The sequence below is a fragment of the Halosimplex amylolyticum genome (assembly GCF_051414035.1).
Taxonomy (GTDB): domain Archaea; phylum Halobacteriota; class Halobacteria; order Halobacteriales; family Haloarculaceae; genus Halosimplex; species Halosimplex amylolyticum.
Genome location: NZ_JBLKNW010000001.1, coordinates 1,020,318 through 1,045,952, shown reverse-complemented (window position 1 = coordinate 1,045,952; position 25,635 = coordinate 1,020,318). Strand labels below are relative to the sequence as shown.

The 25,635-nt window shown below is 67.8% G+C and carries 26 protein-coding genes; 10 read left to right on the top strand and 16 right to left on the bottom strand.

Features of this window, described 5'->3' with window-relative positions:
* Positions 1-85 precede the first annotated feature (85 nt).
* The 6 genes from ACMGFE_RS04970 to ACMGFE_RS04945 all read left to right on the top strand — a co-directional run bounded on the left by ACMGFE_RS04970 (position 86) and on the right by ACMGFE_RS04945 (position 3,101).
* Positions 86-370: a 50S ribosomal protein L44e gene (locus ACMGFE_RS04970; protein ID WP_006883878.1), complete on the top strand. Its 285-nt coding sequence runs from the start codon at positions 86-88 to the stop codon at positions 368-370.
* Positions 371-372: 2 nt separating this feature from the next.
* Positions 373-546 (top strand): 30S ribosomal protein S27e, encoded by a 174-nt coding sequence (locus ACMGFE_RS04965; protein WP_436923975.1) that lies wholly within the window; start codon positions 373-375, stop codon positions 544-546.
* Positions 546-1,346, top strand: coding sequence for a translation initiation factor IF-2 subunit alpha (locus tag ACMGFE_RS04960; RefSeq protein WP_436923974.1), 801 nt, complete (start codon positions 546-548; stop codon positions 1,344-1,346). The genes ACMGFE_RS04965 and ACMGFE_RS04960 overlap by 1 nt, the downstream gene beginning before the upstream one ends.
* Before the next feature lie 28 nt (positions 1,347-1,374).
* A complete protein-coding gene (locus ACMGFE_RS04955; RefSeq protein ID WP_436923973.1) occupies positions 1,375-1,557 on the top strand; it encodes an RNA-protein complex protein Nop10 in 183 nt (60 codons plus the stop codon).
* 5 nt (positions 1,558-1,562) lie between these two features.
* Positions 1,563-2,318 (top strand): proteasome assembly chaperone family protein, encoded by a 756-nt coding sequence (locus ACMGFE_RS04950; RefSeq protein WP_436923972.1) that lies wholly within the window; start codon positions 1,563-1,565, stop codon positions 2,316-2,318.
* A 192-nt stretch (positions 2,319-2,510) separates the two neighbouring features.
* A complete protein-coding gene (locus tag ACMGFE_RS04945) occupies positions 2,511-3,101 on the top strand; it encodes a J domain-containing protein (protein ID WP_436925148.1) in 591 nt (196 codons plus the stop codon).
* 33 nt (positions 3,102-3,134) lie between these two features.
* Here ACMGFE_RS04945 and ACMGFE_RS04940 read toward each other — a convergent pair whose 3' ends face one another.
* From ACMGFE_RS04940 to ACMGFE_RS04925, 4 genes are all read right to left on the bottom strand, one after another.
* Positions 3,135-3,410, bottom strand: a complete 276-nt coding sequence (locus ACMGFE_RS04940; protein WP_436923971.1) for a HalOD1 output domain-containing protein — start codon at positions 3,408-3,410, stop codon at positions 3,135-3,137.
* A 195-nt stretch (positions 3,411-3,605) separates the two neighbouring features.
* On the bottom strand, positions 3,606-5,630 hold the full coding sequence (locus ACMGFE_RS04935; protein ID WP_436923970.1) for a PAS domain S-box protein: 2,025 nt from the start codon (positions 5,628-5,630) through the stop codon (positions 3,606-3,608).
* A 592-nt stretch (positions 5,631-6,222) separates the two neighbouring features.
* Positions 6,223-8,139 (bottom strand): molecular chaperone DnaK, encoded by a 1,917-nt coding sequence (gene dnaK, locus ACMGFE_RS04930; RefSeq protein ID WP_436923969.1) that lies wholly within the window; start codon positions 8,137-8,139, stop codon positions 6,223-6,225.
* Between the two features lie 196 nt (positions 8,140-8,335).
* Positions 8,336-9,091, bottom strand: coding sequence for a nucleotide exchange factor GrpE (locus ACMGFE_RS04925; protein WP_436923968.1), 756 nt, complete (start codon positions 9,089-9,091; stop codon positions 8,336-8,338).
* A gap of 191 nt (positions 9,092-9,282) precedes the next feature.
* On the opposite strand from ACMGFE_RS04925, the gene ACMGFE_RS04920 reads away from it, so the two are divergent.
* Entirely contained in the window at positions 9,283-10,656 is a 1,374-nt protein-coding gene (locus ACMGFE_RS04920; RefSeq protein ID WP_436923967.1) for a DEAD/DEAH box helicase, read from the top strand.
* Between the two features lie 71 nt (positions 10,657-10,727).
* Here ACMGFE_RS04920 and ACMGFE_RS04915 read toward each other — a convergent pair whose 3' ends face one another.
* A complete protein-coding gene (locus tag ACMGFE_RS04915; RefSeq protein ID WP_436923966.1) occupies positions 10,728-11,384 on the bottom strand; it encodes a hypothetical protein in 657 nt (218 codons plus the stop codon).
* Between the two features lie 121 nt (positions 11,385-11,505).
* Between ACMGFE_RS04915 and ACMGFE_RS04910 the strand changes: the two genes are divergently transcribed.
* Positions 11,506-13,017 carry a DUF790 family protein gene (locus ACMGFE_RS04910; protein ID WP_436923965.1) on the top strand — a complete coding sequence of 504 codons (1,512 nt, stop codon included), beginning with the start codon at positions 11,506-11,508 and terminating at the stop codon, positions 13,015-13,017.
* A gap of 1 nt (position 13,018) precedes the next feature.
* Here ACMGFE_RS04910 and ACMGFE_RS04905 read toward each other — a convergent pair whose 3' ends face one another.
* From ACMGFE_RS04905 to ACMGFE_RS04865, 9 genes are all read right to left on the bottom strand, one after another.
* A complete protein-coding gene (locus tag ACMGFE_RS04905) occupies positions 13,019-13,204 on the bottom strand; it encodes a hypothetical protein (RefSeq protein WP_436923964.1) in 186 nt (61 codons plus the stop codon).
* Positions 13,201-14,118, bottom strand: a complete 918-nt coding sequence (locus tag ACMGFE_RS04900) for a hypothetical protein (protein WP_436923963.1) — start codon at positions 14,116-14,118, stop codon at positions 13,201-13,203. Before ACMGFE_RS04900 ends, ACMGFE_RS04905 begins: the two co-directional genes overlap by 4 nt.
* Positions 14,105-15,475, bottom strand: a complete 1,371-nt coding sequence (locus ACMGFE_RS04895) for a signal peptidase I (RefSeq protein WP_436923962.1) — start codon at positions 15,473-15,475, stop codon at positions 14,105-14,107. The genes ACMGFE_RS04900 and ACMGFE_RS04895 overlap by 14 nt, the downstream gene beginning before the upstream one ends.
* Positions 15,472-16,431, bottom strand: coding sequence for a hypothetical protein (locus ACMGFE_RS04890; protein ID WP_436923961.1), 960 nt, complete (start codon positions 16,429-16,431; stop codon positions 15,472-15,474). The genes ACMGFE_RS04895 and ACMGFE_RS04890 overlap by 4 nt, the downstream gene beginning before the upstream one ends.
* A 78-nt stretch (positions 16,432-16,509) precedes the next feature.
* Entirely contained in the window at positions 16,510-17,214 is a 705-nt protein-coding gene (locus tag ACMGFE_RS04885) for a hypothetical protein (RefSeq protein WP_436923960.1), read from the bottom strand.
* A gap of 195 nt (positions 17,215-17,409) precedes the next feature.
* Positions 17,410-18,852 (bottom strand): vWA domain-containing protein, encoded by a 1,443-nt coding sequence (locus ACMGFE_RS04880; RefSeq protein ID WP_436923959.1) that lies wholly within the window; start codon positions 18,850-18,852, stop codon positions 17,410-17,412.
* A gap of 138 nt (positions 18,853-18,990) precedes the next feature.
* The gene (locus ACMGFE_RS04875) at positions 18,991-20,694 is read right to left on the bottom strand and encodes a VWA domain-containing protein (protein ID WP_436923958.1); all 1,704 of its coding nucleotides are present in this window, start codon (positions 20,692-20,694) and stop codon (positions 18,991-18,993) included.
* A 93-nt stretch (positions 20,695-20,787) separates the two neighbouring features.
* Complete coding sequence (locus ACMGFE_RS04870) at positions 20,788-21,621, bottom strand: SipW-dependent-type signal peptide-containing protein (protein ID WP_436923957.1); 834 nt, start codon at positions 21,619-21,621, stop codon at positions 20,788-20,790.
* Between the two features lie 181 nt (positions 21,622-21,802).
* Entirely contained in the window at positions 21,803-22,705 is a 903-nt protein-coding gene (locus ACMGFE_RS04865) for a SipW-dependent-type signal peptide-containing protein (RefSeq protein WP_436923956.1), read from the bottom strand.
* Between the two features lie 465 nt (positions 22,706-23,170).
* On the opposite strand from ACMGFE_RS04865, the gene ACMGFE_RS04860 reads away from it, so the two are divergent.
* Together ACMGFE_RS04860 and ACMGFE_RS04855 are read left to right on the top strand one after the other, a co-directional pair.
* Positions 23,171-23,464 (top strand): DUF8054 domain-containing protein, encoded by a 294-nt coding sequence (locus tag ACMGFE_RS04860; protein ID WP_436923955.1) that lies wholly within the window; start codon positions 23,171-23,173, stop codon positions 23,462-23,464.
* A 200-nt stretch (positions 23,465-23,664) separates the two neighbouring features.
* Positions 23,665-24,198: a DUF7344 domain-containing protein gene (locus ACMGFE_RS04855; RefSeq protein WP_436923954.1), complete on the top strand. Its 534-nt coding sequence runs from the start codon at positions 23,665-23,667 to the stop codon at positions 24,196-24,198.
* Positions 24,199-24,252: 54 nt separating this feature from the next.
* Here ACMGFE_RS04855 and ACMGFE_RS04850 read toward each other — a convergent pair whose 3' ends face one another.
* Complete coding sequence (locus ACMGFE_RS04850) at positions 24,253-24,867, bottom strand: DUF7344 domain-containing protein (protein WP_436923953.1); 615 nt, start codon at positions 24,865-24,867, stop codon at positions 24,253-24,255.
* A 270-nt stretch (positions 24,868-25,137) separates the two neighbouring features.
* Positions 25,138-25,611 carry a hypothetical protein gene (locus ACMGFE_RS04845; protein ID WP_436923952.1) on the bottom strand — a complete coding sequence of 158 codons (474 nt, stop codon included), beginning with the start codon at positions 25,609-25,611 and terminating at the stop codon, positions 25,138-25,140.
* Positions 25,612-25,635 lie beyond the last annotated feature (24 nt).

The following is a 25,635-nucleotide window of genomic DNA, read 5'->3' as shown; positions in this document are numbered from 1 at the left end:
AGCCGGCCGCGCTCCGGTCCGAGGCCGCCCCGAACCAAACGGGTTTTAAGCGGGCACGACCAAGCCGCTCGCAAGGTCGATATCTATGGAGATGCCACGCCGATTTAACACGTACTGTCCGCACTGCGACGAGCACAACGAGCACGAGGTCGAGCGCGTCCGGAGCGGTCGGACCTCGGGGATGACCAAGGTCAACGGGCGACAGGCCGAGCGCACGCGCTCGGGCTACGGGAACGCGGGCAAGTTCTCGAAGGTGCCCTCTGGCGGGAAGCCGACCCAGAAGACCGACCTCAAGTACCGCTGTTCCGACTGCGGCAAGGCCCACCTCCGCGAGGGATGGCGCGCCGGCAAGCTGGACCTGCAGGACTAACGATGACAGGGAACTTCTACAGCGTCGCGTGTCCGGACTGCGAGAACGAACAGATCGTCTTCGGTAAGGCCGCGACCGAAGTCGCCTGCGAAGTCTGTGGTCACACGCTCGCCCGACCGACGGGCGGCAAAGCGGCCATCGAGGGCGAGGTACTCGAGACCGTCGAGGCACGATAATGAAATACAGCGGCTGGCCCGACCCCGGCGAACTGGTGGTCGGACGCGTCGACGAGATCGAGGACTTCGGCGTCTTCGTCGACCTCCAGGAGTACGAGGACAAGCGCGGCCTCTGTCACATCAGCGAGGTCGCCTCCGGGTGGATCAAGAACGTCCGCGACCACGTCTCCGAGGGCCAAACCGTCGTCGCGAAGGTCCTCGACGTCGACGAGAGCGCCCAGCAGATCGATCTGTCGATCAAGGACGTCAACGACCACCAGCGCAAGGACAAGATCCAGGAGTGGAAAAACGAGCAGAAGGCCGACAACTGGATGCTGCTGGCGTTCGGCGAGGACATCGAAGACGAGACCTACGCCGCCATCGCCAACGAGTTCCTGGCCGCCTTCGGCTCCATGTACGAGGGCTTCGAGGAGGCCGCCATCCACGGCGAGGAGGCCCTCGACGAGACCGACCTCTCCGACGAGGAGATCGAGGCCATCGTCGAGACGGCCCGCGAGAACGTCTCGGTCCCGTACGTCAACGTCACCGGCTACGTCACGCTGGAGTGTCCCAGCGGCGACGGCGTCGACGTGATCAAGGAGTCGCTCCAGGCCGCCGAGGGCAACGGCGAGATCCCCGACGAGGTCGAACTCGAGGTGACCTACGTCGGCTCGCCCGAGTACCGCATCCAGGTGCAGGCGCCCGACTACAAGACGGCCGAGTCCCACCTCGAATCCAGCGCCGATCGCGCCATCGCCGTCGTCGGCGACCACGGCGGCAGCGGCGAGTACCACCGCGACCGGTCCGAAGACGTCGAGTGATCGGCGTCGCTCCGAGGACCCCGTTTTCATGAAATCCGACATCCTGGTCTGTTCGGCCTGGCGCGACGAACACGAGCGGCCGCGCTACACGCTCGCCGAGACCTGTCCGGCGTGCGGCGCCGAGGCGGTCAACTCCGCGCCCGCGCCGTTCTCGCCCGAAGACAACTACGGGGAGTATCGACGCGCACTTAAGCGACGACGCCGCGACTAACCCGTATGGACGAATACGAACGCGAGGCGCTGGCGAGCCCCGACCTCGACGAGCCCGTCCTGGTCGAGGGGCTCCCCGGCGTCGGTCACGTCGGCAAACTCGCCGTCGAGCACCTCCTCGAAGAGATCGACAGCGAGCTCGTCGAACGGGTCCACTCGACGCACTTCCCGCCGCAGGTGAGCGTCGAGGACGGCCGGACGGAGCTGGCTTCCGCCGAGTTCCACGCCGTCCAGCCCGAGGACGGCCGGGACCTGCTCGTGCTCACCGGCGACCACCAGGCCCAGGACAGCGAGGGCCACTACGGGCTCACCGACACGTTCCTCGACGTGGCCGACGACTACGACGTCGAGCGCGTGTTCGCCCTCGGGGGTGTCCCCACCGGCGAACTCATCGAGGAGTACTCCGTCCTCGGCGCCGCCACCACCGACGAGGTCGTCGACGACCTCACCGAGGTCGGCGTCGAGTTCCGCGAGGACGAGCCCGCCGGCGGCATCGTCGGCGTCAGCGGCCTGCTGCTCGGCCTCGGCGAGCGCCGCGGCTTCGAGGCCGCCTGCCTGATGGGCGAGACAAGCGGCTACCTCGTCGACCCCAAGAGCGCCCAGGCCGTCCTCGAAGTCCTCCAGGAAGTCGTCGACTTCGACGTCGACTACGCATCCCTGGAAGAGCGCGCCGACGAGATGGAGGAAGTCGTCCGGAAGATCCAGGAGATGGACCAGGGCACGCCGACGCCCTCCGACGAAGACCTGCGCTACATCGGCTGACCGACCGCCGCTCCGTCGACGTCTCCCGTCGCCAGTCTGTCGCCGCTTGGTTTCTTCCCCACCGTCGCCCCTCTGTTTCCACTCTACCTTCGCCCCTCTGTTGCTATTCAATCGTCGCCGCACCGACGCTCGGCATCGACCGTCGCTCCCGAGACTTTCATATTTCGGCGACGCCAACGCCCGCGCGTGGTACTGGACGGCCTGCTCGCGCTGCCCCGGTGGTTCCTCGTCGGGCTCGGCCTCGGCGTCGCGAGTAGCGTCCTCGCCGCCTTCCTGTTCGTCGTCGCGAACAGACGGTTCCCCACTCGACAGGCCCGGCGGCGCCGAGACGGAGGCGAGGGTCGCCGCCGGACCGAACTCAGAGAGTACCTCGAAGCCATCGACGAGCCCTTCGCAGAGGACCACTTCGTCGAGGGCCAGCACGTCGCCTTCTATCTCCCCGAACGGGACGTCGCGATCACGTTCGACGCCCGTGCGTACTACCGGATCGAGCGCTCGCCGACGGTCCCCGTGCTCGTCGAACACGAGATGCCGGGCGTCCAGCTCGGCGACAGGCTCCCGTTCGACGTACCCGACGTCGACTTCGGCCCCGACGACGAGCACGTCGACCCCACGCTCGCCGCCTTCGCCGAACTGGGCGTCCCGGCCTCGGCGAGTCTCGACGAGGTGAAAGCCGCCTACCGGCGGAAGGTCAAGGAGGTCCACCCCGATCAGGGCGGCGACGAGGACGAGTTCAAACGGGTCCGCGAAGCGTACACGACCGCGAAGCGATACGCCGGTTGACGGGCCGGTCGACCGCTCGCCGTGCGTCCGCCGCTACCGGTTCGGTGGCCTGGCTGCGTCGTCGGCCGCTCGGACGAGGACGTACGTACTGTTGACCGTCACGTCACAGCCCTCGTAGCGAAACCGGACCGAGGGGTCGCCCTCCCCGTCGAAGAGGCGGTCGAGCGAGTCCGAGTCGACGACGTGAAACAGCGGCCGCAGGTCCGTGACCGTCTGGTCCGTCGCGGCGGCGACGGCTCTGACGATCGCGACGCTCGGCGGATCGTCGCCGTAGGCGTTCGTGACCGTCCAGTCGTCGATCGCGGTCATCGCTGGCCGGACCGAACCCTCGTTACCGGCCGACGCCACGGGACCGTCGAGTCACGCCGGCCGGAGTTCCTCCCGGAGTCCGCGTCGGCGCCCGATCGCGATCGACACGCCGGGTTCGATTCGACTTCGAACACACGATACATTACCGACGGAGGGCATTGAGCGGCGTGCCAGAATAGACAGGTACGGGTTCGGTCACGCTAACTGTCTGCGACCGGCCTCCTCGAACAGGGCCGAGAGGAGTTTCCGCTCCGCCACGCGGAGGTGCTGGTGGAACGTCTGGGGCGCGATGTCCAGCGTCTCGGCGACGTCGCCGGCGTCGCTCGTTCGCGCCGGCCACTCGAAATAGCCCGCGAAGTACGCGGCCTCGAGCGCGGCCTGCTGTTTCTCCGTCAGGTCGGCCGCGAGTCCGCGACGGAACTCGTCGGGGCTCCGGATCGAGCGTTCGGTCTCGTGGCGAGCGGCCAGTTCGGTGTCCGGATACGCTTCCTGCACGGCGTCGACGACGTCGCGAACCGCGGCGTCGGAGGGTAACTCCGCGACGATCCGTGCCTCGCCGCAGTCCGCCACGCCCGACGTCGTCCTGGCACCGAGATCCGACAGCACCGACGTGATCGTCCCCCCTCGCGTCCGGAACTCGAAGCGACCCCCGTCGAGTGTGTCGACGGTGGTGATCGAATCGACCGACGACGCCGCCGCGCGGACCTGCTCCGGCGGGGCGCCATTCGACGTGAAGTAGAAGACGTGTTCGTCTCCGAACGAGAGCGAGCGCTGGAGTTCGAGCCGGCAGTCCGCCGCCTCGGAGACCGCGAAGAACGAAACGCCCTGGTCTCTCGAACGGAGTTCGATCTCGACGACGGTGTCCGAGTACAGCAACTGGTGGGTCAGCGCAGACTGGATCGCGTTCCCGATCACCTCGCCGAGTTCGCCGAGCACCGCCCGCTCGCGCTCCGACAGACCCGGAACTCTGTCCGTGCAGAGGCCGAGCAGTCCGAATCGCTGGCCGTCCGCGACCAACGGGACCACCGCGAACGTCCGGGGGCGGTCGGTCTCGCACTCCCCTTCGACCATCGGCCCGCTCGTGATACCCTCGCTGACCTCCACCGAACCAGACTCGGCCGCACGCGTGGCTATCGACGGGACGTTCGCTTCCGCGTGCCGCTCGGCGACCTCGACCATCTTCCGACCCAGGCCCGCGGAGGCGTCGACGTCGAACCCCCCGCCGTCGCTGTCGATGGATCCGATGGCCGCCCCGCAGTAGGCGCCCGCTTCGACGAGTCGTTCACAGACCGAGCGAGTGATCTCCCCGCGCGTCTCGGCCTCGACCAGGACCCGGTCGACCGAACGGATCGCCGTGTTCAGATGGTCGAGTCGCTCCAGCATCGCCTCGTAGCTCCTGTGCTCGGAGATGTCGCGACCGACGCCCGTCTGGCCGACGACCTTCCCGTTCTCGACGAGCGGTGCGCCCGTGAACTCGTACGGGATCTCGGTCCCGTCGCGCGTCACGATCGCCGACTCGACCGTCACGACAGACCCCTCTTCGAGGACCCGGCTGATGGCCGAGCCGACGCGTTCGTGGTCGTCCTCCGGGATGAAATCGAGCGGACTCAGCGTCTCTATCTCCTCGTCGGTGTACCCGGTGACTTCGTTCACCCGTTCGTTCCACCGGACGAACCGGCCCTCGCGGTCGAACGCGTACACCACGTCCGGCAGCGCGTCGAACATACTCCCGACGAAGGCCCGTTCGGACGCGAGCTGTTCGCGCCGCTGTATCTGCGTCGAAATGTCCCTGAAGACGCCCACGAAGTACCGGTCGCCGTCGTGGGTGAACTCGCGGAACCACATCGCCAGCGGGATCTCGTGACCGTCACGATGGCGTCCCCGGAATCGCACTTCGTCCCAGTCGAGGGTCCGCTCGCCGCTCCGGAGATACGCTCCGAATCCCGCCCGATGGGCGTCGCGCAATCGCTCCGGGATCAACTCGACCAGCGGGCGATCGACCAACTCCTCCGGTTCGTACCCGAAGATCCGCTCGACCGCGGGATTCGCGAAGACGACGCTCCCCCCGTCGTCGACGACGACGAAGCTCTCCGGCGCGGTCGCGACGAGCAACTCCGAGAGGACAGTGCCCCCGAGGACGTCGACGAACGACTCGTCGACCGCGTTCGCGGCCGCCGCGCCGCTCCACTCTCCCCCTGGGCGCTCGACGTCGTGGCTCACAAGCTAAATGTGGTCGTTTGATAATTAAGTGTTCTCCCAAAATGCTCAGTGCGCGATATATCGGACTGGTAGGGTTCGAGGTGCGCTAATTTTGCGTTGACGTTTCGAGGCGGCCCACCGTTCTAAAATTCACCCTTGAGAACAGAAGCCGATCCGCTGTACCGACGTGCCGGCGACCGAATCCACATACGTCGTCTCCGGTCCACTCGTCTGCCTGGAAAACGCTCGCTTCGCTCGTTTTTCGAGACACTGGTAGCCGTGCTTGCTTCGCTCCGCTCGTCTCCCGAGCCGACGAGCACGACTCCTCGTGTTACTCGTCGTCGTCCTGTTCAGAAAGCTCTCCAGACTCGCTTCACTCGTCTTCGTCGCTTTCGTCAAACTTGAGAAGCTCACTCCGTTCGCTTCTCAAGACACCGATAGACTCACTGCGTTCGTCTATCGAGCCGACGACGAAGACTCGTCCTTTCAGTCCTCGTCTTCGTCAAACTCGAGAAACTCACTCCGTTCGTTTCTCGAGACACCGGAAGACGTGCTCGCTCACTTCGTTCGCTCCGCGCGACTTCCGAGCCGACGAGAGCTCCTCGGACTCGTGTTACTCGTCCTCGTCGCTCTCGTCGACGTCTTCGAAGTCGGCGTCGACGTACTCCTCGCCCTGCCCGCTGGCACCAGCGCCTGCGGCGCCACCGGGGCCGGCACCGCCCATACCGCCCATGCCGCCGGCACCTGCGGCGCCGGCCGCACCGGCACCCGCCGCGCCCTCGGCGGCCTGGTCCTGGTACATCTGCTTGCCGATCTCCTGGAGCGCCTCGGCGAGGCTCTCGGTCGCGTCCTTGTAGTCCTCGGTGTCTGCGTCCTCGTCTTCGAGGACCTCCCGGACCTCGTCGATCTCGGCTTCGATGTCCTCGACGAGTTCCTCGTCGACGTTCTCCTCGTTCTCCTCCAGCAGCGTCTCGGCGCGCTGGATGGTGCTCTCGGCCTCGTTGCGGGCCTCGATGCGCTCGCGACGCTCCTGGTCTTCCTCGGCGTGCTCCTCGGCTTCCTGCTGCATCTCCTCGATCTGGTCGTCCGAGAGACCGGCGCCACCCTCGATGGTGATGTTCTCCTCGTTACCCGAGCCCTTGTCCTCGGCGGAGACGTTGACGATGCCGTTCTCGTCGATGTTGAACGAGACCTCGATCTGCGGCGTGCCCGCGGGCGCCGGCGGGATGCCGGTCAGCGCGAACTCGCCGAGCAGTTCGTTCTCGTTGGCGATCTCGCGCTCGCCCTGGAAGACGCGGATCTGGACCTGCGTCTGGTTGTCCGCGGCCGTGGTGAAGATCTTCGACTCCTCGGTGGGGATGGTCGTGTTCTTCTCGATGAGCCGCTCGAAGAGCCCGCCCTTGACCTCCACACCGAGCGAGAGCGGCGTCACGTCGAGCAGGACGATGTCGTCCACGTCGCCCGAGAGGACGCCGCCCTGGATGGCCGCGCCGAGCGCGACGGCTTCGTCCGGGTTGACGTTCTTCTTGGGCTCCTGGCCGGTCATCTCCTCGACCTGCTCCTGAACCTGGGGCATCCGCGTCGACCCGCCGACGAGGATGACCTCGTCGATGTCGCCCTGGTCGTAGCCGGCGTCTTCGAGCGCCTGCTCCGTCGGGCCGACCGTCCGCTCGATGAGGTCCGCGGTCAGCGACTCGAACTTCGCGCGGGTGAGTTTCTCTTCGAGGTCGAGCGGCCCCTCGTCGGTCGTCGTGATGAACGGCAGGTCGATGCGGGTCTCCTTGCGGTTGGAGAGTTCGATCTTCGCCTCCTCCGCGGCGTCGTTCAGTCGCTGGAGCGCCTGGCGGTCGTCGCGCAGGTCGATGCCGTGTTCGTCCTCGAACTGCTCGGCGAGGTAGTCGATGATGGCGTGGTCCCAGTCGTCGCCACCGAGGTCGTTGTCACCGTTGGTCGCGACGACCTCGTAGACGCCGCCGCCGAGGTCGAGGATGGAGACGTCGAAGGTGCCCCCGCCGAGGTCGTAGACGAGGACGGTCTGGTCGGACTCGTCGTCGAGGCCGTAGGCCATCGCGGCCGCGGTCGGCTCGTTGACGATGCGCTCGACCTCGAAGCCGGCGATCTCGCCGGCGTCCTTCGTGGCCTGGCGCTGCCGGTCGTTGAAGTAGGCCGGGACGGTGATGACCGCCTTCTCGACCTCGTCGCCGAGGTACTCCTCGGCGTCGCGCTTGATCTTCTGGAGGATCATCGCCGAGACCTGCTCGGGCGTGTACTCCTCCCCGTCGAGTTCGACCGAGTAGTCGTCCTCGCCCATGTGGCGCTTGATGGACTGGACCGTCTCGTCGGGGTTCTTGACTGCCTGGTTCTTCGCGGGTTTGCCGACGAGTCGCTCGCCCTCGTCGAACGCGACGACGGACGGCGTCGTCCGCTCGCCCTCGGAGTTTACGATGATCTCGGGGTCGCCCCCCTCCATGACCGCGAACGCGCTGTTCGTGGTCCCGAGGTCGATTCCGAGAATCTTGTTGCTCGCCATCTTACCCGACTATACCCGATTGCGCCGGTTAAAAGTTGCTAGATGCACCGAACCCGAAGCGACCCAGACGGCCCCAGACGGGCGATTTCCGTCACCGGCGGCGCGACCGACCGGTGCTTATAAATCCGACCGCAATACCAGCGTTACGCCGCCGAAAACTAGCCCGTCCGACAGGTCGAACTGCCCCGCGGCTGCCTCACTCCTCGCCGCCCGAGCCGTCGCTGACAGTGACCTGCGCCTCGCGGATGACCTTGTCGGCCATGACGTAGCCCGGCCGGTGGACTTCGGCGATGGACCCCTCGGGCTGGTCGGATTCGACGCGCACGAGCACCTCGTGACGATGCGGGTCGACGTCCTCGCCGGGTTCGGGTTCGACCACGGCGACGTTCTCCTGGTCGAGCACGTCGTCGAACGACCGCAGTGTGGACTCGACGCCGCCCCTGATGTCGACGTCCTCGTCCTGTTCGAGCGCGCGCTGGAGGTTGTCGCGCACGTCCAGCAACCGGGAGACCAGGTCCTCGGTCGCGCGCTGTTTCTCTTCTTCGCGGCGCTGTTCCATGCGCTTCTTGTAGTTCTGGAACTCCGCCTGCTTGCGCTTGAGTTTCTCCGTCAGGTCGTCGAGTTCCTCCTCGCGGGCGTCCAGTTGCTCCTCCAGCCCGTCGACGCGCGTCCGGAGCGCCGCGAGCTCGTGAGCGACCGACTCGGGGTCGGATTCGGCGACGCGGTCGATCAGATCCTGGTCCGCGACGGCTTCGAAGTTCCCCTCGCCGTCCGCCGCGTCCGCACCGTCTCCCACGTCCGCGTCGGCCTCGTCGGGGTCGATGACCTCGTCGGGACTGACGGGGTCGCCCGCGCCGTCGTCGGCCTCCCCGTCGAACTCGGTGGCGTCTGCGGTCGCGCCTGTCTCGTCTGCAGCGGCCCCAGCGGGGTCGGACGCGTCCTGCTCGGTCATACCCGTGGGAAGTCGCCGCGGCGACAAAAGGGTTGAGAATCCGACCGACGGAACCGGTCGGACGGCGCGATCGGCGAACCGGTACCGTCCGCCGACGCCCCGAACCGACCGCCCGGTATCGCCGGTGGACGACCCGCCACGGTGGGCCGACCCCGCACCGCTTAACTCCCGTGCGCGGGTAGTCCGCCGCAGTGACCGTCCGGCTCACTTACGAGGAAGGCACGATCCGGATCACCGGCGCCGAGGACGTCGGCAGCGACGCCGAGGACGCTGGCAGCGGCGTCCTCGACCTGCCCTACGTCGAGCGCGACGAGCGCTCGAAGACGCTCCGGGCGCCCGCCCACCGCTACACCGACCTCTGTACTGCCCTCGACGACGCCGGGACACCCTACGACGACCGCGTCGTCTCGCTCCCGGATCTCTCCCTCGACTCCGCGTACGAACTCCGCGAGTACCAGCGGACGGCCCTCGACGACTGGGAGCGCGCCGACCGGCGAGGCGTGCTCGAACTCCCCACCGGAAGCGGCAAGACCGTCATCGGCATCGCCGCGATGGAGGCGCTGGGGACGCCGACGCTCGTCGTCGTTCCCACTATCGACCTGCTCGAACAGTGGCGCCGCGAGCTCGAACGGGAGTTCGGCCGCGAGATCGGCCAGCTCGGCGGCGGCGAACAGCGTCTCGCCGACGTCACCGTCTCGACGTACGACTCGGCGTACCTCCGCGCCGACGAACTCGGGGACCGCTTCGGTCTCGTCGTCTTCGACGAAGTCCACCACCTCGGCGGCGAGGGGTACCGCGACATCGCCCGCCTGCTCGCGGCACCGGCCCGGATGGGCCTCACGGCCACGTTCGAGCGCCCCGACGGGGCCCACGAGGTGGTCGAGGAACTCGTCGGCCCGCTCGTCCACCGCGTCGACGTGGACGAACTCGCCGGCGAGCACCTCGCCGACTACGACATCAAGCGTCTGGAAGTGGCGCTGACACCGGAAGAGCGGGACGTCTACGAGCGCCACCAGGAGACGTTCACCGACTACCTCGCCACCTCGGGGATCGACATGCGCAGCGGCAGCGACTACCAGGAACTCGTCAAGCGCTCGGGGTCGGACCCGCAGGCCCGCGAGGCGCTGCTGGCCAAGCAGCGCGCCCGGGAAGTGATGATGAACGCCGACGAGAAGGTCGAGCGCCTGCAGGACATCCTCGATCGACACGGCGACGACCGGATCATCGTCTTCACCGCACACACCGACCTCGTGTATCGCCTCTCCGAGCGCTTTCTGATCCCCGCGATCACCCACGAGACCGGCGCGAGCGAGCGCCGCGAGATCCTCGAACGGTTCCGGTCGGGCGAGTACTCCCGGGTCGTGACGGCGAACGTCCTCGACGAAGGGGTCGACGTCCCCGACGCGAACGTGGCCGTCGTGCTCTCGGGCAGCGGGAGCGAGCGGGAGTTCACCCAGCGCCTCGGGCGGATCCTCCGGCCGAAAGCCGAGGGTGAGCGGGCGCTGCTCTACGAGATCGTCACCGAGGAGACAGCGGAAGAACGGGTCGCGCGTCGACGGCGGTGAGGCCAGAATCGGGGCGAGACGGTCCGGGTCGGATGAGGCCGGGTTGGCCTGTCCTGGCCGATCCGTCCCCGCTACTCCGGCGCCGTCGAGTTCGTCCCGGACGAATCAGTTTCGGCCGAATCCGTCTCGGTCGTCTCGGCCGAATCCCTCCCGGTCGTCGACTCGTCGGTCCCGCTCGATCCGCTGGCGTCCGTCGATCCCGCTGTCGCGGTCTCCCTGTCCTCGGGATAGGGCGTCACCGTTCCCTCGGGGATGGGCGTCGCGGGGCCCCCGGGTTCGAACTGCACCTCGAATCCGGGGTCGGCGTCGTACTCGCTGTAGGGGACGGGGACGACGATCCGAACCTCCGTCGACGCGCCGGACTGGAGCGCCACGTGCTCGGTCGGCGTGAATCGCTTGTTTCCAGCCGTGAGGACGACCATCATCGTCGTCTCGTGGGGGACCTGCGACCGGTTCTCCACGGTCAGCACGACCAGGAGGTCGCCGCCCTCGGTCGCCTCGTAGGTCCACTCGGGAACGGCGAACTGCGGCGTGTCGGCCGTTCCGTCCCCGGCTCCGGCGCTCCCGTCGCTCCCGATGCCCGCGTCACCGTCGCCCCCAGAGTTGCGAACTCCGTCCGGCGGTTCAGGGGCCGCCACCGGAACCTCCCGATTGGCGCCCGTGCAGCCGGCCACCGCCGCGCCCGCGGTGAGGGCGGCCAGCCCGCGCAGGACGCTCCGTCGTTGCATACCTGCTCTCCGGGTACCGTCCGGTAAGAATCTTCTCGTCGGGATGCGGTCGGTGGCCCGCCGACTCGGCCGTTCCCCGGGACCCGTCGGGCTTATGCACGTCGGCGGCCGATTCCCGACCGTGCTGACGAAGGACCTGCTCCGCGTCTCGCGGGCCGGCGGCGGGTTCCACCCGCAGTTCGTCGACGGCGACCGGCGGGACCTCGCCGCGCGAGTCCTCGGCGTCTTCCAGGGCCACGTCGACCGGACGCGGGCGGAACTCGACGACGCCCTCCAGTCCCTCGAACGCGACGCCGACGACTTCAAACTCGTCCGCGGGTTCGCCAAACTGCTCGACCGCGAGGCCCGCTTCGAGGTCCGCGCGCCCGTCGAGCCACGCCGCGCCCGCGAGGCCGCCTTCGCTGCGAGCGAGGCCGTCGGCGTCGTGACCGCCACCGACCGCGAGCGAGCGCTCGAACGGGCCGCGAGTCGATTCGGCGCCGACACCGACGCCGAGGCGGTCGCCGACTCGCTGTACGCCGACCTCGACGCCCGGCAGGTGCTCGCCGAGGTCGATCCGCGCTGGGACCCCGACGAACTGGTCGCGCAGTACAACCTCTCGCTGGGCCAGACGGCGCTGTTCGACGCGACGGAGGTCCGCGTCCGGTCGAGCGACCCGAAGGCGCTCGTCTCGGCCGTCAAGCGCCTCCGCCTGATGTACGAGGTCCGCAAGACCGACGCCGGCCGCGAGGTGGTCGTCACCGGCCCGACGGCGCTGTTCCGCCGGACGCGCCGCTACGGGACTCGCTTCGCTCGCCTCCTCCGGACGGTCGCGAAGGCCGACGAGTGGCGCCTGGAGGCGACCGTCGACGACCGCGGGACCGAGCGGACGATGGTGCTCACCGACGCCGACGTGTCGGTGCCGGGCGTCGAGCCCGTGACCGAGGTGAGCTACGACAGCGGCGTCGAGGCGGACTTCGCGACCCGCTTCGAGTCGCTCGGCCTCGACTGGGACCTCGTCCGGGAGCCCGAACCCCTCGAAGCGGGCGCGAGCGTCGCCATCCCCGACTTCGCGTTCGACTACCGCCACGCCGACTTCCGCGTGTTCTTCGAAATAATGGGCTTCTGGACGCCGGAGTACGTCGAGAAGAAGCTCGCCCAGCTCGACGCCATCGACGACGTGGAGCTGCTCGTCGCCGTCGACGAGGATCTGGGCGCCGGCGAGGCCATCGAAGCGCGGGACCACCGCGCGATCCCGTACTCCGGGACGGTGCGCGTCAAGGACGTCCGCGACGCCCTCCGGCGGTACGAGGACGAACTCGTCGCCGAGAGCGCCGCGGCGCTCCCCGACGAACTGGTCCCCGAAGCGAACGTCGTGACCCTCGAATCGCTCGCCGCCGAGCGCGGCGTCAGCCAGAGCGCCGTCGAGGACAAGACCTTCCCCCAGCACGAGCGGGTCGGTCGGACGCTGGTCCGACCGGCGGTGCTGGAGGCACTCGCCGAGCGGATAGAAGTCGGGATGGCCCTCGACGAGGCCGAAGCGGTGCTGGACGAGTACGGGGTGGACGACGCCAGCGCGGCGCTCTCGGCACTGGGATACCGGGTGGCCTGGGATGGCCTGAGCGGCGGGACCGTCCGCGAGCGTCCCGAGTGAGTCAGCTCGGTGAACGGCCGAGCGTCGGAAGAGCGACCACGCCGGCCGATCGGACTGACGAGAGCACCACGAAGAGGAGAAACAGATAGACGAGCAGCACGATGGTGTTGCGTTTCGGCGCTCTGGGGCGCATGCCGGGAAGCACGACGAAGACAAACGTCCGGGTCAGGCGCCAGTCGCTTCTCACCGACAGTCACCTCCGGGTCCGAACGCCGTCTTCGGCCGCCCGGCGTCCGATTCGGTGGACCGAGTGAAGACCGTCCCCTCCCCCTGAGCAAACGCATCGGCCCGACGCGATCGCTCGTCGGACGTCGGTGCGAGCACGCGTCCGTCGCGTCGCCGCACCGGGGAGGCCCGCCGGCGCGTTCGTTCGACCGACCGTGCAACCGCGAGCGGGCGGTCGCGTTCACCGTTCTGATCGCCGTCCGGAACGCCGCCGCTTCCCAACCCCTCCGGAGCGTCCGTCCCCGGCGGCCCCGGTTCGTTCGTCGATGTGTTCGTCTGGGTCCCCCCGGCGTCTGTCTGCGTGGGGGAACTCGTCGGCGTCTGCGTGGTTGTCGGCGTCGCCGTGGGAGTCGGTGTCGTCGTGGGCGTCGGCGTCGCTGTGGTGTCGGCCGGCGTACTGGTTGCTGTGGAGTCGACTGACGTGCTGGTCGCCGTGGGAGTCGGCGTCGTCGTGGGAGTCGGCGTCGCCGTGGAGTCAGCCGGCGTGCCGGTCGCCGTGGAGTCGACTGGCGTGCTGGTCGCCGTGGAAGTCGAGTCCGGGGGAGTGCTCGTCGTCGTCGGTCCGGTGACCGTCTGCGTCGCTGTCGGGGTCGACCCGTCAGTCGGCGACGTTCCTGGCGGTGAGCCCCGGTTCGCCGGCGCGTTCCCGGCCGTCGAGGCGGGGCCGCCGGTCGGCGCGTTGCCGTCCGTCGAGGTGACCCCGCTCGCCGGCGCGTTCCCCGCCGCGTTCCCGACGCCCTGCAGGGTCCCGTCGACGGACTCCCCGTCGAAGAGCAACCCCTGCGTGAACCCGCCCGTCATCGCGGCGAAGCAGACCATCGTCACGAGCGACAGCGAGGCGAGCTTCACCCGTGGGCTTCGCTCAGCAGGAGCCATCGTCCTCGCTCTCGTCGAGAGCGTCCCTCACGAGGTCTTTCGCCGCCAGATCGTCTCCTCCGTCCTCCGGACCGCCGAATTCCCGTCCGTGACCGGTCGACGTTTCGGTTCGACCAGTCTCCGAGGGGTCGCTCCGCGGCGAATCCGACAGCGACCCGCCGTCGTTCGACGAGCCGTCGGCCCCGGCTCCGGGATCTGCCGACCCGGCCGTCCGGGAATCCCCCTCGGGGTCGACCGTCGAGTCGCGGTCGTCCCGACGGTCGGCCGGCCCGGACTGCTCGACAGTGACGACGTACGCCACGCCGTCTCCGAACAGGACGTAGGCGGCCCTCGATTCGTCGTGGACGAGCCAGGTCCCCTTCTCGACTGCCATCGCACGCAGCGTTTCGAAGGAGTCTATCTCGACTCGTCTGCGGCGGTAGAGGCAGGACGACACCGAACCCTGGACGACGTCTCCGGGCGACCGACCGCCCGGCCCGGCCGTCCCCGCCGACACGCTTCCCCCGTCGGTCGTCGCCTGCCGTCGATTATCGCCAAGGACGGAGACGCTCGCGAGCAGCAGCAACGCGCTCACCGCCGCGACGAGGACGCCGACCGCGAGCGGGTGCATCGTCTCGTAGGCGCGCCACCCCGCCGCGACGGTGACGACGACGAGAATCCCGGCCACGCCCCCCATCTGCCGGGGCGACAGCGTGACCGCGGTCTCCGCCTCCGTTCCCCCGTCTCCGGTCGATTGGGTCGCGGTTCCGTCTCCCGCGGCGTCGCCCGACTCGTCGCGCCTCCGTCGAGCGACTGCGGACCAGAGTTCCGTCGCAACGAGGAGCGTCACGGGAGCGACGACCAGGAGGGCGAACCCGACGGTCGTCCCGGCGAACTCGACGACGTACCCCACGTACGGGATCACGAAAAGCGTCGAACCGAGCACCGGCAGCGGAAGTTTCATCACGCGCCCGGAAACGCTGCTCGGCCGCACGGGCGACGGGTCCGCGTCCTCGTTGTTGTCTCCCTTCGTGCGAAAGACCCGTTCGCCGTCCTGCTCCTCGATTCCGATTACGCGATGAGTCGTCGTGGGCTCGCTCTGACTGCCGCCGAAGGTGATCACGTCGCCCTCCTCGATCTGGGCAGGTCGGACCTCGTTGACGACGACGACGTCGCCGGAACTGATCGCCGGTTCCATGCTCCCGCTCAGCACGACGTAACTGTGTTCGGCACCCACGACCTGCGGGACGGCGAAAACGACGAACGGGAGGACGAGCAGGACGAACAGTCCCAGTAGCGTCCACTGCAGTACGTCTCGGCGGTCGTACGATGCGATGCGCGCTCGAAGCCCGTCTGAAAGTCCATTGGATTCGTTCATGAGTCACACCCCTTCGATTCGAAGTTCCCGCCGTCGACGTCGTACTTGAGACCGCACCTACCGGGACACGGCGTCGGGTTCGACCGCCCGGTACCACTGAAACCGGCCCCCTGCTGGGCGTACGTCTCGTCGGCGGTCCCGGCGGCGAAAGACCCCTGGAACGGCGGGTCGCGGAATACGTCGAGTCTCGTCCCGTACTTGAGGAGGACAGACCCGAGTTCGGCGGGCGCCTCGGTCAGGTCGAGGACCGGGCCGTCGACGGTGAACTCGAAGTCCTCCGCCTCGATCGCTGCGCCCGAATCCGCGCAGAACCCGACCCAGCTGACGTCGCTGACCGCCGGACCGCTACCGGCGCAGCTACCGGGAGGACAGACCCACGCCGGTCCGTGATCGTCGGAGTCCTCGACGTTTCGCGCCTGGACGGCGAAGAAATCGAGGTCGAAGTCGACCTCGCCGTCCGACTGCAAGGGTTCCCGGAGCTCCCACTCCACGACGAGCCAGCGGGTTTCGCCCGGAGACAGCAGACCGGGGAGACGCGTCCCCGTGCCCAGCCGGTCCCGGAGTACACCCAGTCGGTCGCGATCGATCGTCGTGGTCCCGCCGGTTTCGGTCTCGATCGAGATCGACACGTCGAGGTGCTCTTCGGCGTCGGAACAGCGTCTACAGGTCGTCCGAAACCAGACGTACGCCGGGTTGTCCGACGCCGGAATCGAGAGCGCGACGCGCTTGCGCCCGCCGTCGCCGACCGCTTCCACCGTTCCCAGGTCCACGCTCGTGCCGCCGTCCGTCCACGCGGCCCGCAGATCGAGGGAACCGCTCGCGAAGCTCGCGCTGGTACGCGCGTCGGTCCTGAACAACGCGCCCGTGCCGGCACCGATAGCCGAGGCGGCACCGACCGACGTGATACCGGCGAGGACCGACCGTCGCGAGAGCGAGGCGTCTTCCTCGTCAGTCACGGGTCACTCCTCCGCGGTTCGTTCGTGGCGGTCCTGACCTTCGCTTGCGTCCCGATACCGCCCGTACCGACGCTCTTCTCACCGTCCACGGAGACCATCTCCCGTTGTCGATCCGCGACCGTCGCGCGGCGTTCGATTCTCGAGCGTCACCGTCGCCGAACTGGATATCGGTCGGTCGCGCACGTCGGTCACGGGAGTCAGCGGACTCCCGGTGGCCGCATCGAGGCCGCTCCAGAGTGTCGCGGTGAGCTCCGGGTCCGTTCGACCGTCGCTCTCCGGCGCCAGGTCCACGTCGCTCCAGCGAGTCCGCGGTCGTTCACCGGCGTGATCCGGGTGGGCGATCGGGAACGGGTTCCCCTTCCAGACCGGGACCGGCCCGTCGCGGTATCGGCCTGGGGGCAGCGCCCGCGTCCCGACGAGCGACTCCAGCGAGGTCGGATCGCCGCCTCCGACAGACGCGGCGTGGAGCCCGAGGACGAACGTCGGCGATTCCGCCGCCGACGCCGGGACCGTGGCTGACTGCCGCTCGCGTCGGCGGCGCGAACGGCCGTCCGATCCCTCGAGCACCACGGACAGACCTCGTTCGGGATGCGGATCGACCCTGGCGGTCGCCGTCGCCCCGCGTAGCGGGTCGATATCGGGAGCCGCCGGTCCGAGCGCCGCGCTCGCTTCGGCCGTCGCGAACCGCGCCGCGAGCGGCAGTCCCACTGGTCCCGTCGCTTCGCGAGACGTCGCGGTCGCGGCGACGACCAGGTGGCCGGTTCCCGAGTGGACGGATTTCACGGGTGCTCACCTCCCGGCGTCGTGTTCGTGCGTGACGGCGGCGGCGCCGGTCGCCGGTCGACGTGACGATTGTGGTTGAGTATCGTGCGTCATGGTTTGGGTACCCGAGCGGTCGGGTTGAGACCCACCGGCGGAGTCGAACCGCCGTTCCGGCCACGCGTTCGAGACGCGCCCGTGTGGGTGGTGGTCGCGAGACTAGTCGGCGAACGGGTTCTCCGGGTCCGGGTTGTTCCGGCTCTGCTCGGCGTGGAACCCGATATCGAACCCGACGGAGTCGGACTGGACCTCGTTGCCCGCATCGACGGGAAGCTCCCACTCCAGGCCCAGACACTGGGTCGCCGCGGGCGCGAAGGGGTCGCGACCCTCCGTGGATCGGTTCCCGTCGAGCGCGACGCCCGACTCGAGTTCGGTCAGCAGGTTCGCGAGCGACCCCTCGAAGATGACCTGCTCGCCGGTGATCGCCTCCGACACCTGCGAGAACACCTGCTGGATCGCGTCCTCGCTGTCCGTTCCGCCGGTGACGATGAAGACGTGGTCCTCGTCCGGGTCGGACGCGAGGTCGTTGAGGGTGCTCTCGTTGGCTCCGGCGACGCCGATAGTGAAGACCTCGATACCGGCGTCGCGAGCGGCTTGCGCCGCGTTCACGGCGGCAGACGTGTCGTTCGGCGCTCCGTCAGTGAACAGGACCATGATCCGGTCGTGACCGTCGGGGCAGTTCTCGAGGTCGGCGGCGGCCTCGTCGATGCCGGCCGTCATGTTGGTCCCGCCGTTCGAGGTCAGCCCGGTGACGTCGGTGAACGAGTCCCCGACGCTCTGAACGAGAGTGGCACCGTTCGAGAACGTCGTCACTCCCACCTCGTTGTCCGGGTTCGCCGCCAGGATGTCGTTCGCGAGGGAGTTCGCCGAGTCCTGAACCGTGCTCATCGCGCTACTCCCGATCGACCCGGAGGTGTCGAGCACGAGCTGGATACAGGCCGGGTTGGAGTCTTCGCCCTCGCCGTCGTGTACGTTGTTGCAGTTCTCGTCGTACCAGAGCGTCGCTTCGATCGCGTCCGCGAGTTCGCCCGCGCCGGCGCCGGGATCACCGCCGGTCTCGTCGACGCCCGATTCCGGTCCGATCAGTCCGTTCTCGGCGTTCTCGGTCAGCCCGCCGGTCATCCACACCCACCCCGCGTTGTCGCAGAGGTGGAGGCTGACGGTGACTTCGCCCGTGTCTCCCGGTTTGACGTCGCGGAGCGTGAACACGGGGACTTCGTCGCCGTTGATCAGGTCGAACGCCTCGTCACAGAGGTCGTTCTCCTGGACGGTGTCTTCCCACGCGCTGTCGTCGGTGGGACTCGGGACTTCGCCGAGGAGGTAGACGCCGTCCTCCTCTTCGACCACGTCGAAAGGCTCGCCCGGCCCTTCCTCGCTGTACCAGCTATCCACCTCGTCGAGCCGGTCGGGACCGCCGGCGTAGGTCGCCCGGTAGTCGAGTTTGAGGTCCAGTTCGCCGGCCGTCAGGCTGTTTCCTTCGAAGGACTCGCTGTCGCTGAACAGCGCGCTCGTTCCGATGCCGGCGCTGGCGCCCGCGAGCCCGGCGGCACCGATGCCGCCGAGGATCTTCCGCCGCGTCAGTTTGAATCTGTCGTCGGTCATTGTATCGTCCCCCTCCGGGGGGAAACCCACCGGCGGAATCGAACCGCCGTGCCACGGGGAACCGTGGGAGTCGCCTTCGACTGGCGCGAAGGCGACGGTTGCCGTCGTGGGCAGAGAGCCGCCGAGACCTGTCGGTCGTCATGCGCCTGTCGTTCCACTCCCCCCGTTGCCCTCGCACTGTTCGGTGTAGAACCCGAGGTCGAAGCTCACGGCGTCGCTCTGGACCTCGTTCCCGACGTCGATCGGGAGCCACCAGCCGAAGCCGACGTAGTTGCTCACGCCCGGCTGGAAGCACTCGCGCGCCTCGTCGTCGCCGTCGTCCCCGAACTCGTCGAAGCCGGTTTCGAGCCCTGCGTCGAGGGGGACGCCCGCCCCGGACGAGAGCGCAGCGAGGTCCTCGGCGAGCGTGCCGCGGTGGAACACTTCCTCCGGGACGGCGATCGCGTCGACGATGGCGCCGAGGACGTTCGACGTCGTCCCGGAGTCCTCGGCGCTGAAGTAGTCACCCTGACTGCCGGCGATCCGGTCGCGCAGGTACGTCGAGAGGAGCGGGACTCCCGACTCCCCCGTTCGACCCGACGGCGCCCTGTCGTCGTCGATGCCGACCGCGAGGATGCGGTGGGAGTCGCGGACTTCCCCGGCGATGGCCGCCGTCTCGTCCAGTTCACCGTCCTCGACCACTGCGTTCGAGCTGTCGCCGTTCCCGTACGGTCCGACCTCGTGGCCACCGGCCCGGTAGGGACCGTTGTCGTAGTTCGGCCCGCCGTCCGTGAACAGGACGACGAAGGTCTCAGCGCCCGGTCGCCCGTTCGCGTCGAGTTCCGCCGCCGCGACCTCCAGGGCCGCGGGCATCGGCGTGTCGCCGTTCGCCGAGAGTCCCGAGAAACTGACCGGCCCGTCGGCGAGCGCGGTGAAGTCGTCGATCGACCCGCCGCCGAAGCTCAGGCCACCGATTCGCGCGTCCGCGGCGGCGTCGAGGTCGCTGGCGAGGTCCGACGCCGCGGTCGCCAGATCGGCGACGTCGTCGCCGTCGAGCGACCCCGAGGTGTCGACCGCCAGCATGACGTCGACGGCACCGACCGACGAGTCGACGACGTTGTTGCCGTCGCTGTCGTACCACCAGACGGTCCGGATCTGTTCGGCGAGCTCCGGGTCGCCCGGGGAATCGTCGACCGCGGCCTCCGGTTCTGTCAGCCCGCCCTCGGACGCAGAGACGTTCCTGCCGCGGAGCCAGACGTACCCGGGACTGTCGCAGAGGTGGAAGCTCAGCGTGAGTTCGCCGAAGTCGCCGGGTTTCACGTCGTCGAGGTCGATCAGCGGGCGGACCTCCCCGTCGACGTACGTGTCGCCGCTGTTCGTCCGGAGCGCGCCCTCGGTCGACGGGTCGAAGTGCTCGTCGAGGTCGGCGCCGTCTTCGCACGCGACGTACTCGAACCCGGTCTCCTCGCCGTCGAGTTGGAGTTCCTGAACGCCGTCGTCGTTCGGGTCCGGGAACGATTCGACGGCCGTCTCGTCCATGTACCGTGCGAGGTCCGTCTCGTGTACCCAGACGACCGGGTCCTCCGGGTCGGGCAGCCCGACGTAGTCGTCGGTGTTCTCCGGTCGGGTACGAGTGATCCCGTGTTCGAGGTGGGCGTCCGCCTCGCCGTCCTGGAAGGAGTAGTGTTCCTCCCAGTCGACCTTGAGGTCGAGGACGCCCGCCGCGAACGTGTTGTTCTCGAACGTCTCGCCGTCGGCGAACAGCCCCGTCGTGCCGAGACCGGCGCCGGCGCTGGCCAGTCCGACTGCGCCGAGCCCTCCCAGCAGCTTCCGCCGCGAGAGTTCGATCGGTGTCTCGGTCATCGTCTCACCCCGCGAAATGCAGGCCCACCGGCGGAGTCGAACCACCGCCGTCGAACTCGGGCACCGGCGTGGGCGAGTCGAACCATCCGGTGATCACGCTCCGTCGAACGGCGTCGGGTTGTTACGGACCTGCTCGGCGTCGAATCGGAGCGTGAAGGTGACTTCGTCACCCTGGATTTCGTTCCCGACTTCTCGGGGGAGTTCGAGCAACTGGTAGAACCACGCGGCGTCGGAGTTCGCCCCGATCACCAGCGGCTCGCCCGTAGACGCATCGCGGAGCAAGACGCCAGATTCGTAGACGGAGTGGGCTTCGTTCAGCGTCGTGTAGTGGGCGCCACCGCCAGTCACGCCGTCCATATCCGGCGTTTCGTAGCCCGAGAGTCCGGAGTCGTTCAGGTCGGTCGTTGCGTCGAGGCCTCCGAGATACTGGCGCGAGGAGTTGAGGTTGTCCCACGACTGCCACACCGTCGACAGGATCGCGTCGCCGAGATCGCCAGGTGAAGCCGTCTCCGATTCGGACTCGGGCGTCCCGCCCTCGACGTTCGAATAGTCCTCGTCGACCGAGGTTATCCGGACGTACCCGGGGTTCGCGATCACTTCTGGATTCCACTCCAGGATGAGCCAGTCGCCGGGTTTCAGATCGGCCACCGAGATGGTGACTTCCTGCCCGTCGGCGGTGTCGCTCGGCGTGATCGTCGTGTTGTCCCGGACGATCGGCGTGCTGTGCGCGACGTTGTCGACAGTGACGCGCATGTTGAGAGCACCCGCCCGAAGTTCGTTGTCCTCGAACAGTTCCTCGTCGCTGAACAGCGCCGTCGTCCCGAGGCCGGCGCCCACGCTGGCGACGCCCACCGTACCGAGCCCGGCGAGCAGCGATCGGCGCGTGAATCTGAGACCGTCGTCGTTGGTATCGTTTCCGTCGGTCATGGTCGGGTCACCCGAGTGTTCGGGTTGAGGCTCACCGGCGGAGTCGAACCGCCGTGGCCGCGTGAACGCGGCGAGCGCCCGCGTGAGTCCCGGCGGGACGTCCCGCCGGTGTGGTCGCGAGGGGTCGGGAACGGACGCGACCACGGGTTGGGTAGGGGTGGACCGGGAGGGGCCGCGGCAGCTACGTCCCCGGCGTCGACGTGGAGGTCGAAGTCGCCGTGGACGTCGAAGTCGCCGTGGACGTAGTCGTCTCGCTGACCGCGCTGTCTCCGTCGAACGGCGTCGGGTTGTTGCGGACCTGTTCGGCCTCGAACACGAGGTCGAACGACAGTCCGTCCGTCTGGACGTTGTTTCCGACGTCCTCCGGAATGTACAGGAGCAGGCACCACTCGACGGGGCCCGGTCCGTCGGGCGTCTCCTCGTCTTCCGGGAGCGACCCGACGACCATCGGCTCGCCGTCGCCGTCGCGCATGACGACGCCGTCGGAGAACTCGTCGTAGGCTTCCTGAAGCGTCGTCCCCTCGGGAGCGACGGAGTCGCCGCCGTCGGGCGTGAGGTGGCTCCGGGGCGGGTCGGAGTCCGCGTCCGCGTCGAAGCTCCGGTAGACCTCGGCCAGCATCTCGTCCTGGAGCTCGCCGGCTCCGCCGCTGTCACCGGGATCGTTGTAGTCGCCGCCGTCCTCGTCGGACGGTTCCGGTTCGGGGTAGCCGTTCTCGCTGGACAGCAGATTCTCCGCGCGCGTACGGACGTACCCGGGGTTGTCGGCGATCGAGATCTCGAAACAGAAGATCCCCCAGTCGCCCGGCTTCACGTCCTCGACCTGGATGCCGGTCACGGCTTCGCCGTCGGCCGTTTCCTCCAGTTCCGAGAGGTCCACCTGTTCGGCCCAGTACTCGTTGGCCGCTTCGATCGACGCGGTGACGCTCATATCGAGCGTGCCCGCCGTTATCGTGTTCCCTGTGAACGATTCCTCGTCGCTGAATAACGCCGTCGTCCCGAGGCCCGCGCCGACGGACGCGACACCGACAGTGCCGAGTCCGGCGAGCATCTGGCGTCGGGACAGACCGATTTTCTTGTCTGACATGACTTGGTATCGCCCGTTCCTGAGCGGCACGGGCTTACCGAGACCCTCGACAGGGTACCCCATAGATAATTACCAGATTCTATACCTATCGGCTCGTAGAGCGGTCCGGAACGAGGTGTTCGAAACCCACAAGCCGCCGTTAGCCAGTCCTCGAGGGTCGTTATCGGCGCTAACGGCTGGTTAAACCGTCAGGGGGAGAGTGTAACTCGCTCGGGTGAACGCGCGGGCGGCCCGCAGAGAAGATCCGGTGGTAAACAGCGCGCTGCTCGCTGTTTCCGGCCATCCGACCGCGCTTACGGCCGTCGGGATCGCGAGCGCCCGGTAGCCGCTCGCCCCCAACGCGTCGTTTAGTTCGGGCGCTCGACGCGAACGGTCTCCTTCGCTTAAGTGACCCACAGGCAGACCGGACTGATCGAGGACAGCATGCGAGCCGCCACAGTGACGCGCCGGAACGTATCGTCCCCAATGAACCCACGCAAGAATCAGTCGTCCGGCGCGTACCTCGCCGACCTCGCCGCGGCTACGCTGCTCGCAGACCGTTCAGGACACTGGATCGCCATAGGACCCGACCAGCGCATGCAGGTGCTGGCGGCGCTGCGACTCTGGCTCGACGACTGTCCGCAGTGTGGCGGTCGCGTCGAGATCGGTCGCGACACCATCGAGTCGTGCTGTCGCTCGGTCGACGTCGTGGCCTCGACGTGCCAGCGCTGTGGCGACCGGCTCTTCGAGGCCGAGGGCGACCCGGTCACCAGTGCGTGAACGGCGTCTCGGCCGCCTCTCCGAACGACAGTGCGGTCGAATAACGACCCATTCAGACAACTAAATAACAGGTTCAGCGAGTCAGTCACTGGTTTAGTTGACGAGCTGAAACCGTCACGTGCGCCTGAATTAACCGTTCAGACAGCAGAACGAGAGAATAACTAACCCCGTGTGGACGGTACGAGGGTCCGGGTACGGGCATGGGTAAACACGACCATACACAGTCGCTAGCAGAAGAAGAGATCCACGATATCCTCAGAAACGAGCGCCGTCGCGAGGTGCTCGACCGACTGCGGAAGACTATCGGTTCGATGTCGCTCAGGGAGCTGTCAGTTTCTATCGCCGAGTCCGAATCCGGGCAGTCGCCGCCACCGACGGATCTCCGCGAGAGCGTGTACAACTCGCTCCACCAGACGCACCTCCCGAAACTGGACCGCGAGGGGATCGTCGTGTACGACAGGGACCGGAAGACTGTCGAGTTGGACCAGTCGGCGCGGGCGGTGGACCTCTACATGGAGGTCGTCACGCCGTACGGGATCACCTGGGCGTCGTTTTACCGGGCGCTCTGTACAATCGGCCTGATGGTCTTACTCGGCGTCGAACTCGGCTTCCCGCTGCTCTCCGCGCTGAATTCCGTCCTGCTGATAACCACGTTCCTGCTCGTCCTCGCAGCGGCGACGAGCTATCAGCTCTGGAATCGGCGCTGGTTCATCCTCCGAGCGCTCGTCGAGTGAGCGCGCCGAAATTCGAATGGCTCCGAGACCGAGTCGGGGCGGAACGCTTCGTCGTTACCGCAGTCGATCTCGGACGACCTCGAACCACCGCGTGTTGGTCCGGCCCTTCTGGTAGACGAGGGAGACGAACAGCGCGAGAAGCGTTATTTCCGCGACCAGCTGCGTCGATACCGGCACGAGAGCGTCCAGTCCGATGCGACTCAGAACGGTGGCAGTGAGCCCCGCGGCAGCGGCGGCGACCGTCCAGTCTAACCAGGCTCCCGTAGAGCCCTCCGACGCGTCTTCGACCCCTTCGTCCGCCGTTCCATCAGTTCCCTCCCTGAACGGTGCGAAGTTCTCGGGGCGGCGCGTTGCGATCTTCCGTTCGAAGTCGTAGTCGATGACACCGTACTTGTCGAGTTTCGGCAAGTGAGACTGGTCGAGAGTTACGTAGGCGCTCTGTCGCTTGTCCCGCGGTGGCGGGCGTTCGTCAGTTTCGGCGGCTGCGACTTCTTCCGCGAGTTCCGACACCGGATACGCTTCCTGTTCGTTGAGTAGTTCGAGGACGGTTACCCTTCGCTCGTTGCTCAGAATCCCGTGGATCTCCGTTTGCGTCAGACCGCTGTCGCTGGTAGTGACCCAGCTATCGTCCGCGTCTGACCGCTTCCGTTTCGTTGATTGGTGTGACATTTGTTCACCCATCTGTGCCGGCCCGTCCCGCCACCCCACACGGTGGCGGTCAGCCGCGACAGCCTCGTGCGGCTGACTCGGGCCAACTGACCCACTCCGTTTCTCAGGAGCGACCGGTTGTAGTTTCCCTACAGTTAAATATTCAATGGATAGACACCTAGTGGTTGCCAGGTGCGTACGCGGAACCGCCCTCGATAGGGTTCAGCGGCGCAATATCCGGCGGATGCGGTACTGTCGTACTCGCGGTGACGAGAAGTGGCCGCGAGCGAATCAACAGTCCTCACCGGCTTTCACGGGAACGAGCGTCACCGTCTTCGTCCGCTCGGCGACGGTGGCGCTGCCCTGCGAGACCTGGATCACGGCGTCTTCGAACGCCTGTGGCGCCCACGACCCTTCGCGGACGCTCGTGAACGGAACGGTCACGGTCCGGGTGGACCCCGGCGGGACGGAGACGACGCGTCGTTTCGTCTCTCCGAACACAGACGCGCGGACGGCGACGCCCACGGCCCAGAACTGCGGGTTGTCGATGCTCGTCCCCGGGCGGCTGACGGTGGCGGAGACGGTCGCGCTGCGGACGACGACGCCCTCGCAGTTGGCCGTGACGTTCGTCGGCGTCGAACCAGAGGCGTTCACGTCGTCGACCGAGACGGCACCGTCGCCGTACAGTGACGCCGTGACGGCCGCCGAGGCGCCGACGACGGCGATCAGCGCCAGCGCGACCCAGAGGCGCCGCGACCACGACATACCACTACGATTCTCGGTTCCCCT

Coding starts and splice junctions, on each gene's coding strand:
- ACMGFE_RS04970 (WP_006883878.1), top strand. CDS start 86: ATGGAGATGCCACGCCGATTTAACACGTACTGTCCGCACTGCGACGAG.
- ACMGFE_RS04875 (WP_436923958.1), bottom strand. CDS start 20,694: ATGACCGAGACACCGATCGAACTCTCGCGGCGGAAGCTGCTGGGAGGG.
- ACMGFE_RS04960 (WP_436923974.1), top strand. CDS start 546: ATGAAATACAGCGGCTGGCCCGACCCCGGCGAACTGGTGGTCGGACGC.
- ACMGFE_RS04900 (WP_436923963.1), bottom strand. CDS start 14,118: ATGGCTCCTGCTGAGCGAAGCCCACGGGTGAAGCTCGCCTCGCTGTCG.
- ACMGFE_RS04865 (WP_436923956.1), bottom strand. CDS start 22,705: ATGTCAGACAAGAAAATCGGTCTGTCCCGACGCCAGATGCTCGCCGGA.
- ACMGFE_RS04870 (WP_436923957.1), bottom strand. CDS start 21,621: ATGACCGACGGAAACGATACCAACGACGACGGTCTCAGATTCACGCGC.
- ACMGFE_RS04950 (WP_436923972.1), top strand. CDS start 1,563: ATGGACGAATACGAACGCGAGGCGCTGGCGAGCCCCGACCTCGACGAG.
- dnaK (WP_436923969.1), bottom strand. CDS start 8,139: ATGGCGAGCAACAAGATTCTCGGAATCGACCTCGGGACCACGAACAGC.
- ACMGFE_RS04925 (WP_436923968.1), bottom strand. CDS start 9,091: ATGACCGAGCAGGACGCGTCCGACCCCGCTGGGGCCGCTGCAGACGAG.
- ACMGFE_RS04850 (WP_436923953.1), bottom strand. CDS start 24,867: ATGTCACACCAATCAACGAAACGGAAGCGGTCAGACGCGGACGATAGC.
- ACMGFE_RS04895 (WP_436923962.1), bottom strand. CDS start 15,475: ATGAACGAATCCAATGGACTTTCAGACGGGCTTCGAGCGCGCATCGCA.
- ACMGFE_RS04965 (WP_436923975.1), top strand. CDS start 373: ATGACAGGGAACTTCTACAGCGTCGCGTGTCCGGACTGCGAGAACGAA.
- ACMGFE_RS04915 (WP_436923966.1), bottom strand. CDS start 11,384: ATGCAACGACGGAGCGTCCTGCGCGGGCTGGCCGCCCTCACCGCGGGC.
- ACMGFE_RS04855 (WP_436923954.1), top strand. CDS start 23,665: ATGGGTAAACACGACCATACACAGTCGCTAGCAGAAGAAGAGATCCAC.
- ACMGFE_RS04860 (WP_436923955.1), top strand. CDS start 23,171: ATGAACCCACGCAAGAATCAGTCGTCCGGCGCGTACCTCGCCGACCTC.
- ACMGFE_RS04940 (WP_436923971.1), bottom strand. CDS start 3,410: ATGACCGCGATCGACGACTGGACGGTCACGAACGCCTACGGCGACGAT.
- ACMGFE_RS04880 (WP_436923959.1), bottom strand. CDS start 18,852: ATGACCGACGACAGATTCAAACTGACGCGGCGGAAGATCCTCGGCGGC.
- ACMGFE_RS04955 (WP_436923973.1), top strand. CDS start 1,375: ATGAAATCCGACATCCTGGTCTGTTCGGCCTGGCGCGACGAACACGAG.
- ACMGFE_RS04845 (WP_436923952.1), bottom strand. CDS start 25,611: ATGTCGTGGTCGCGGCGCCTCTGGGTCGCGCTGGCGCTGATCGCCGTC.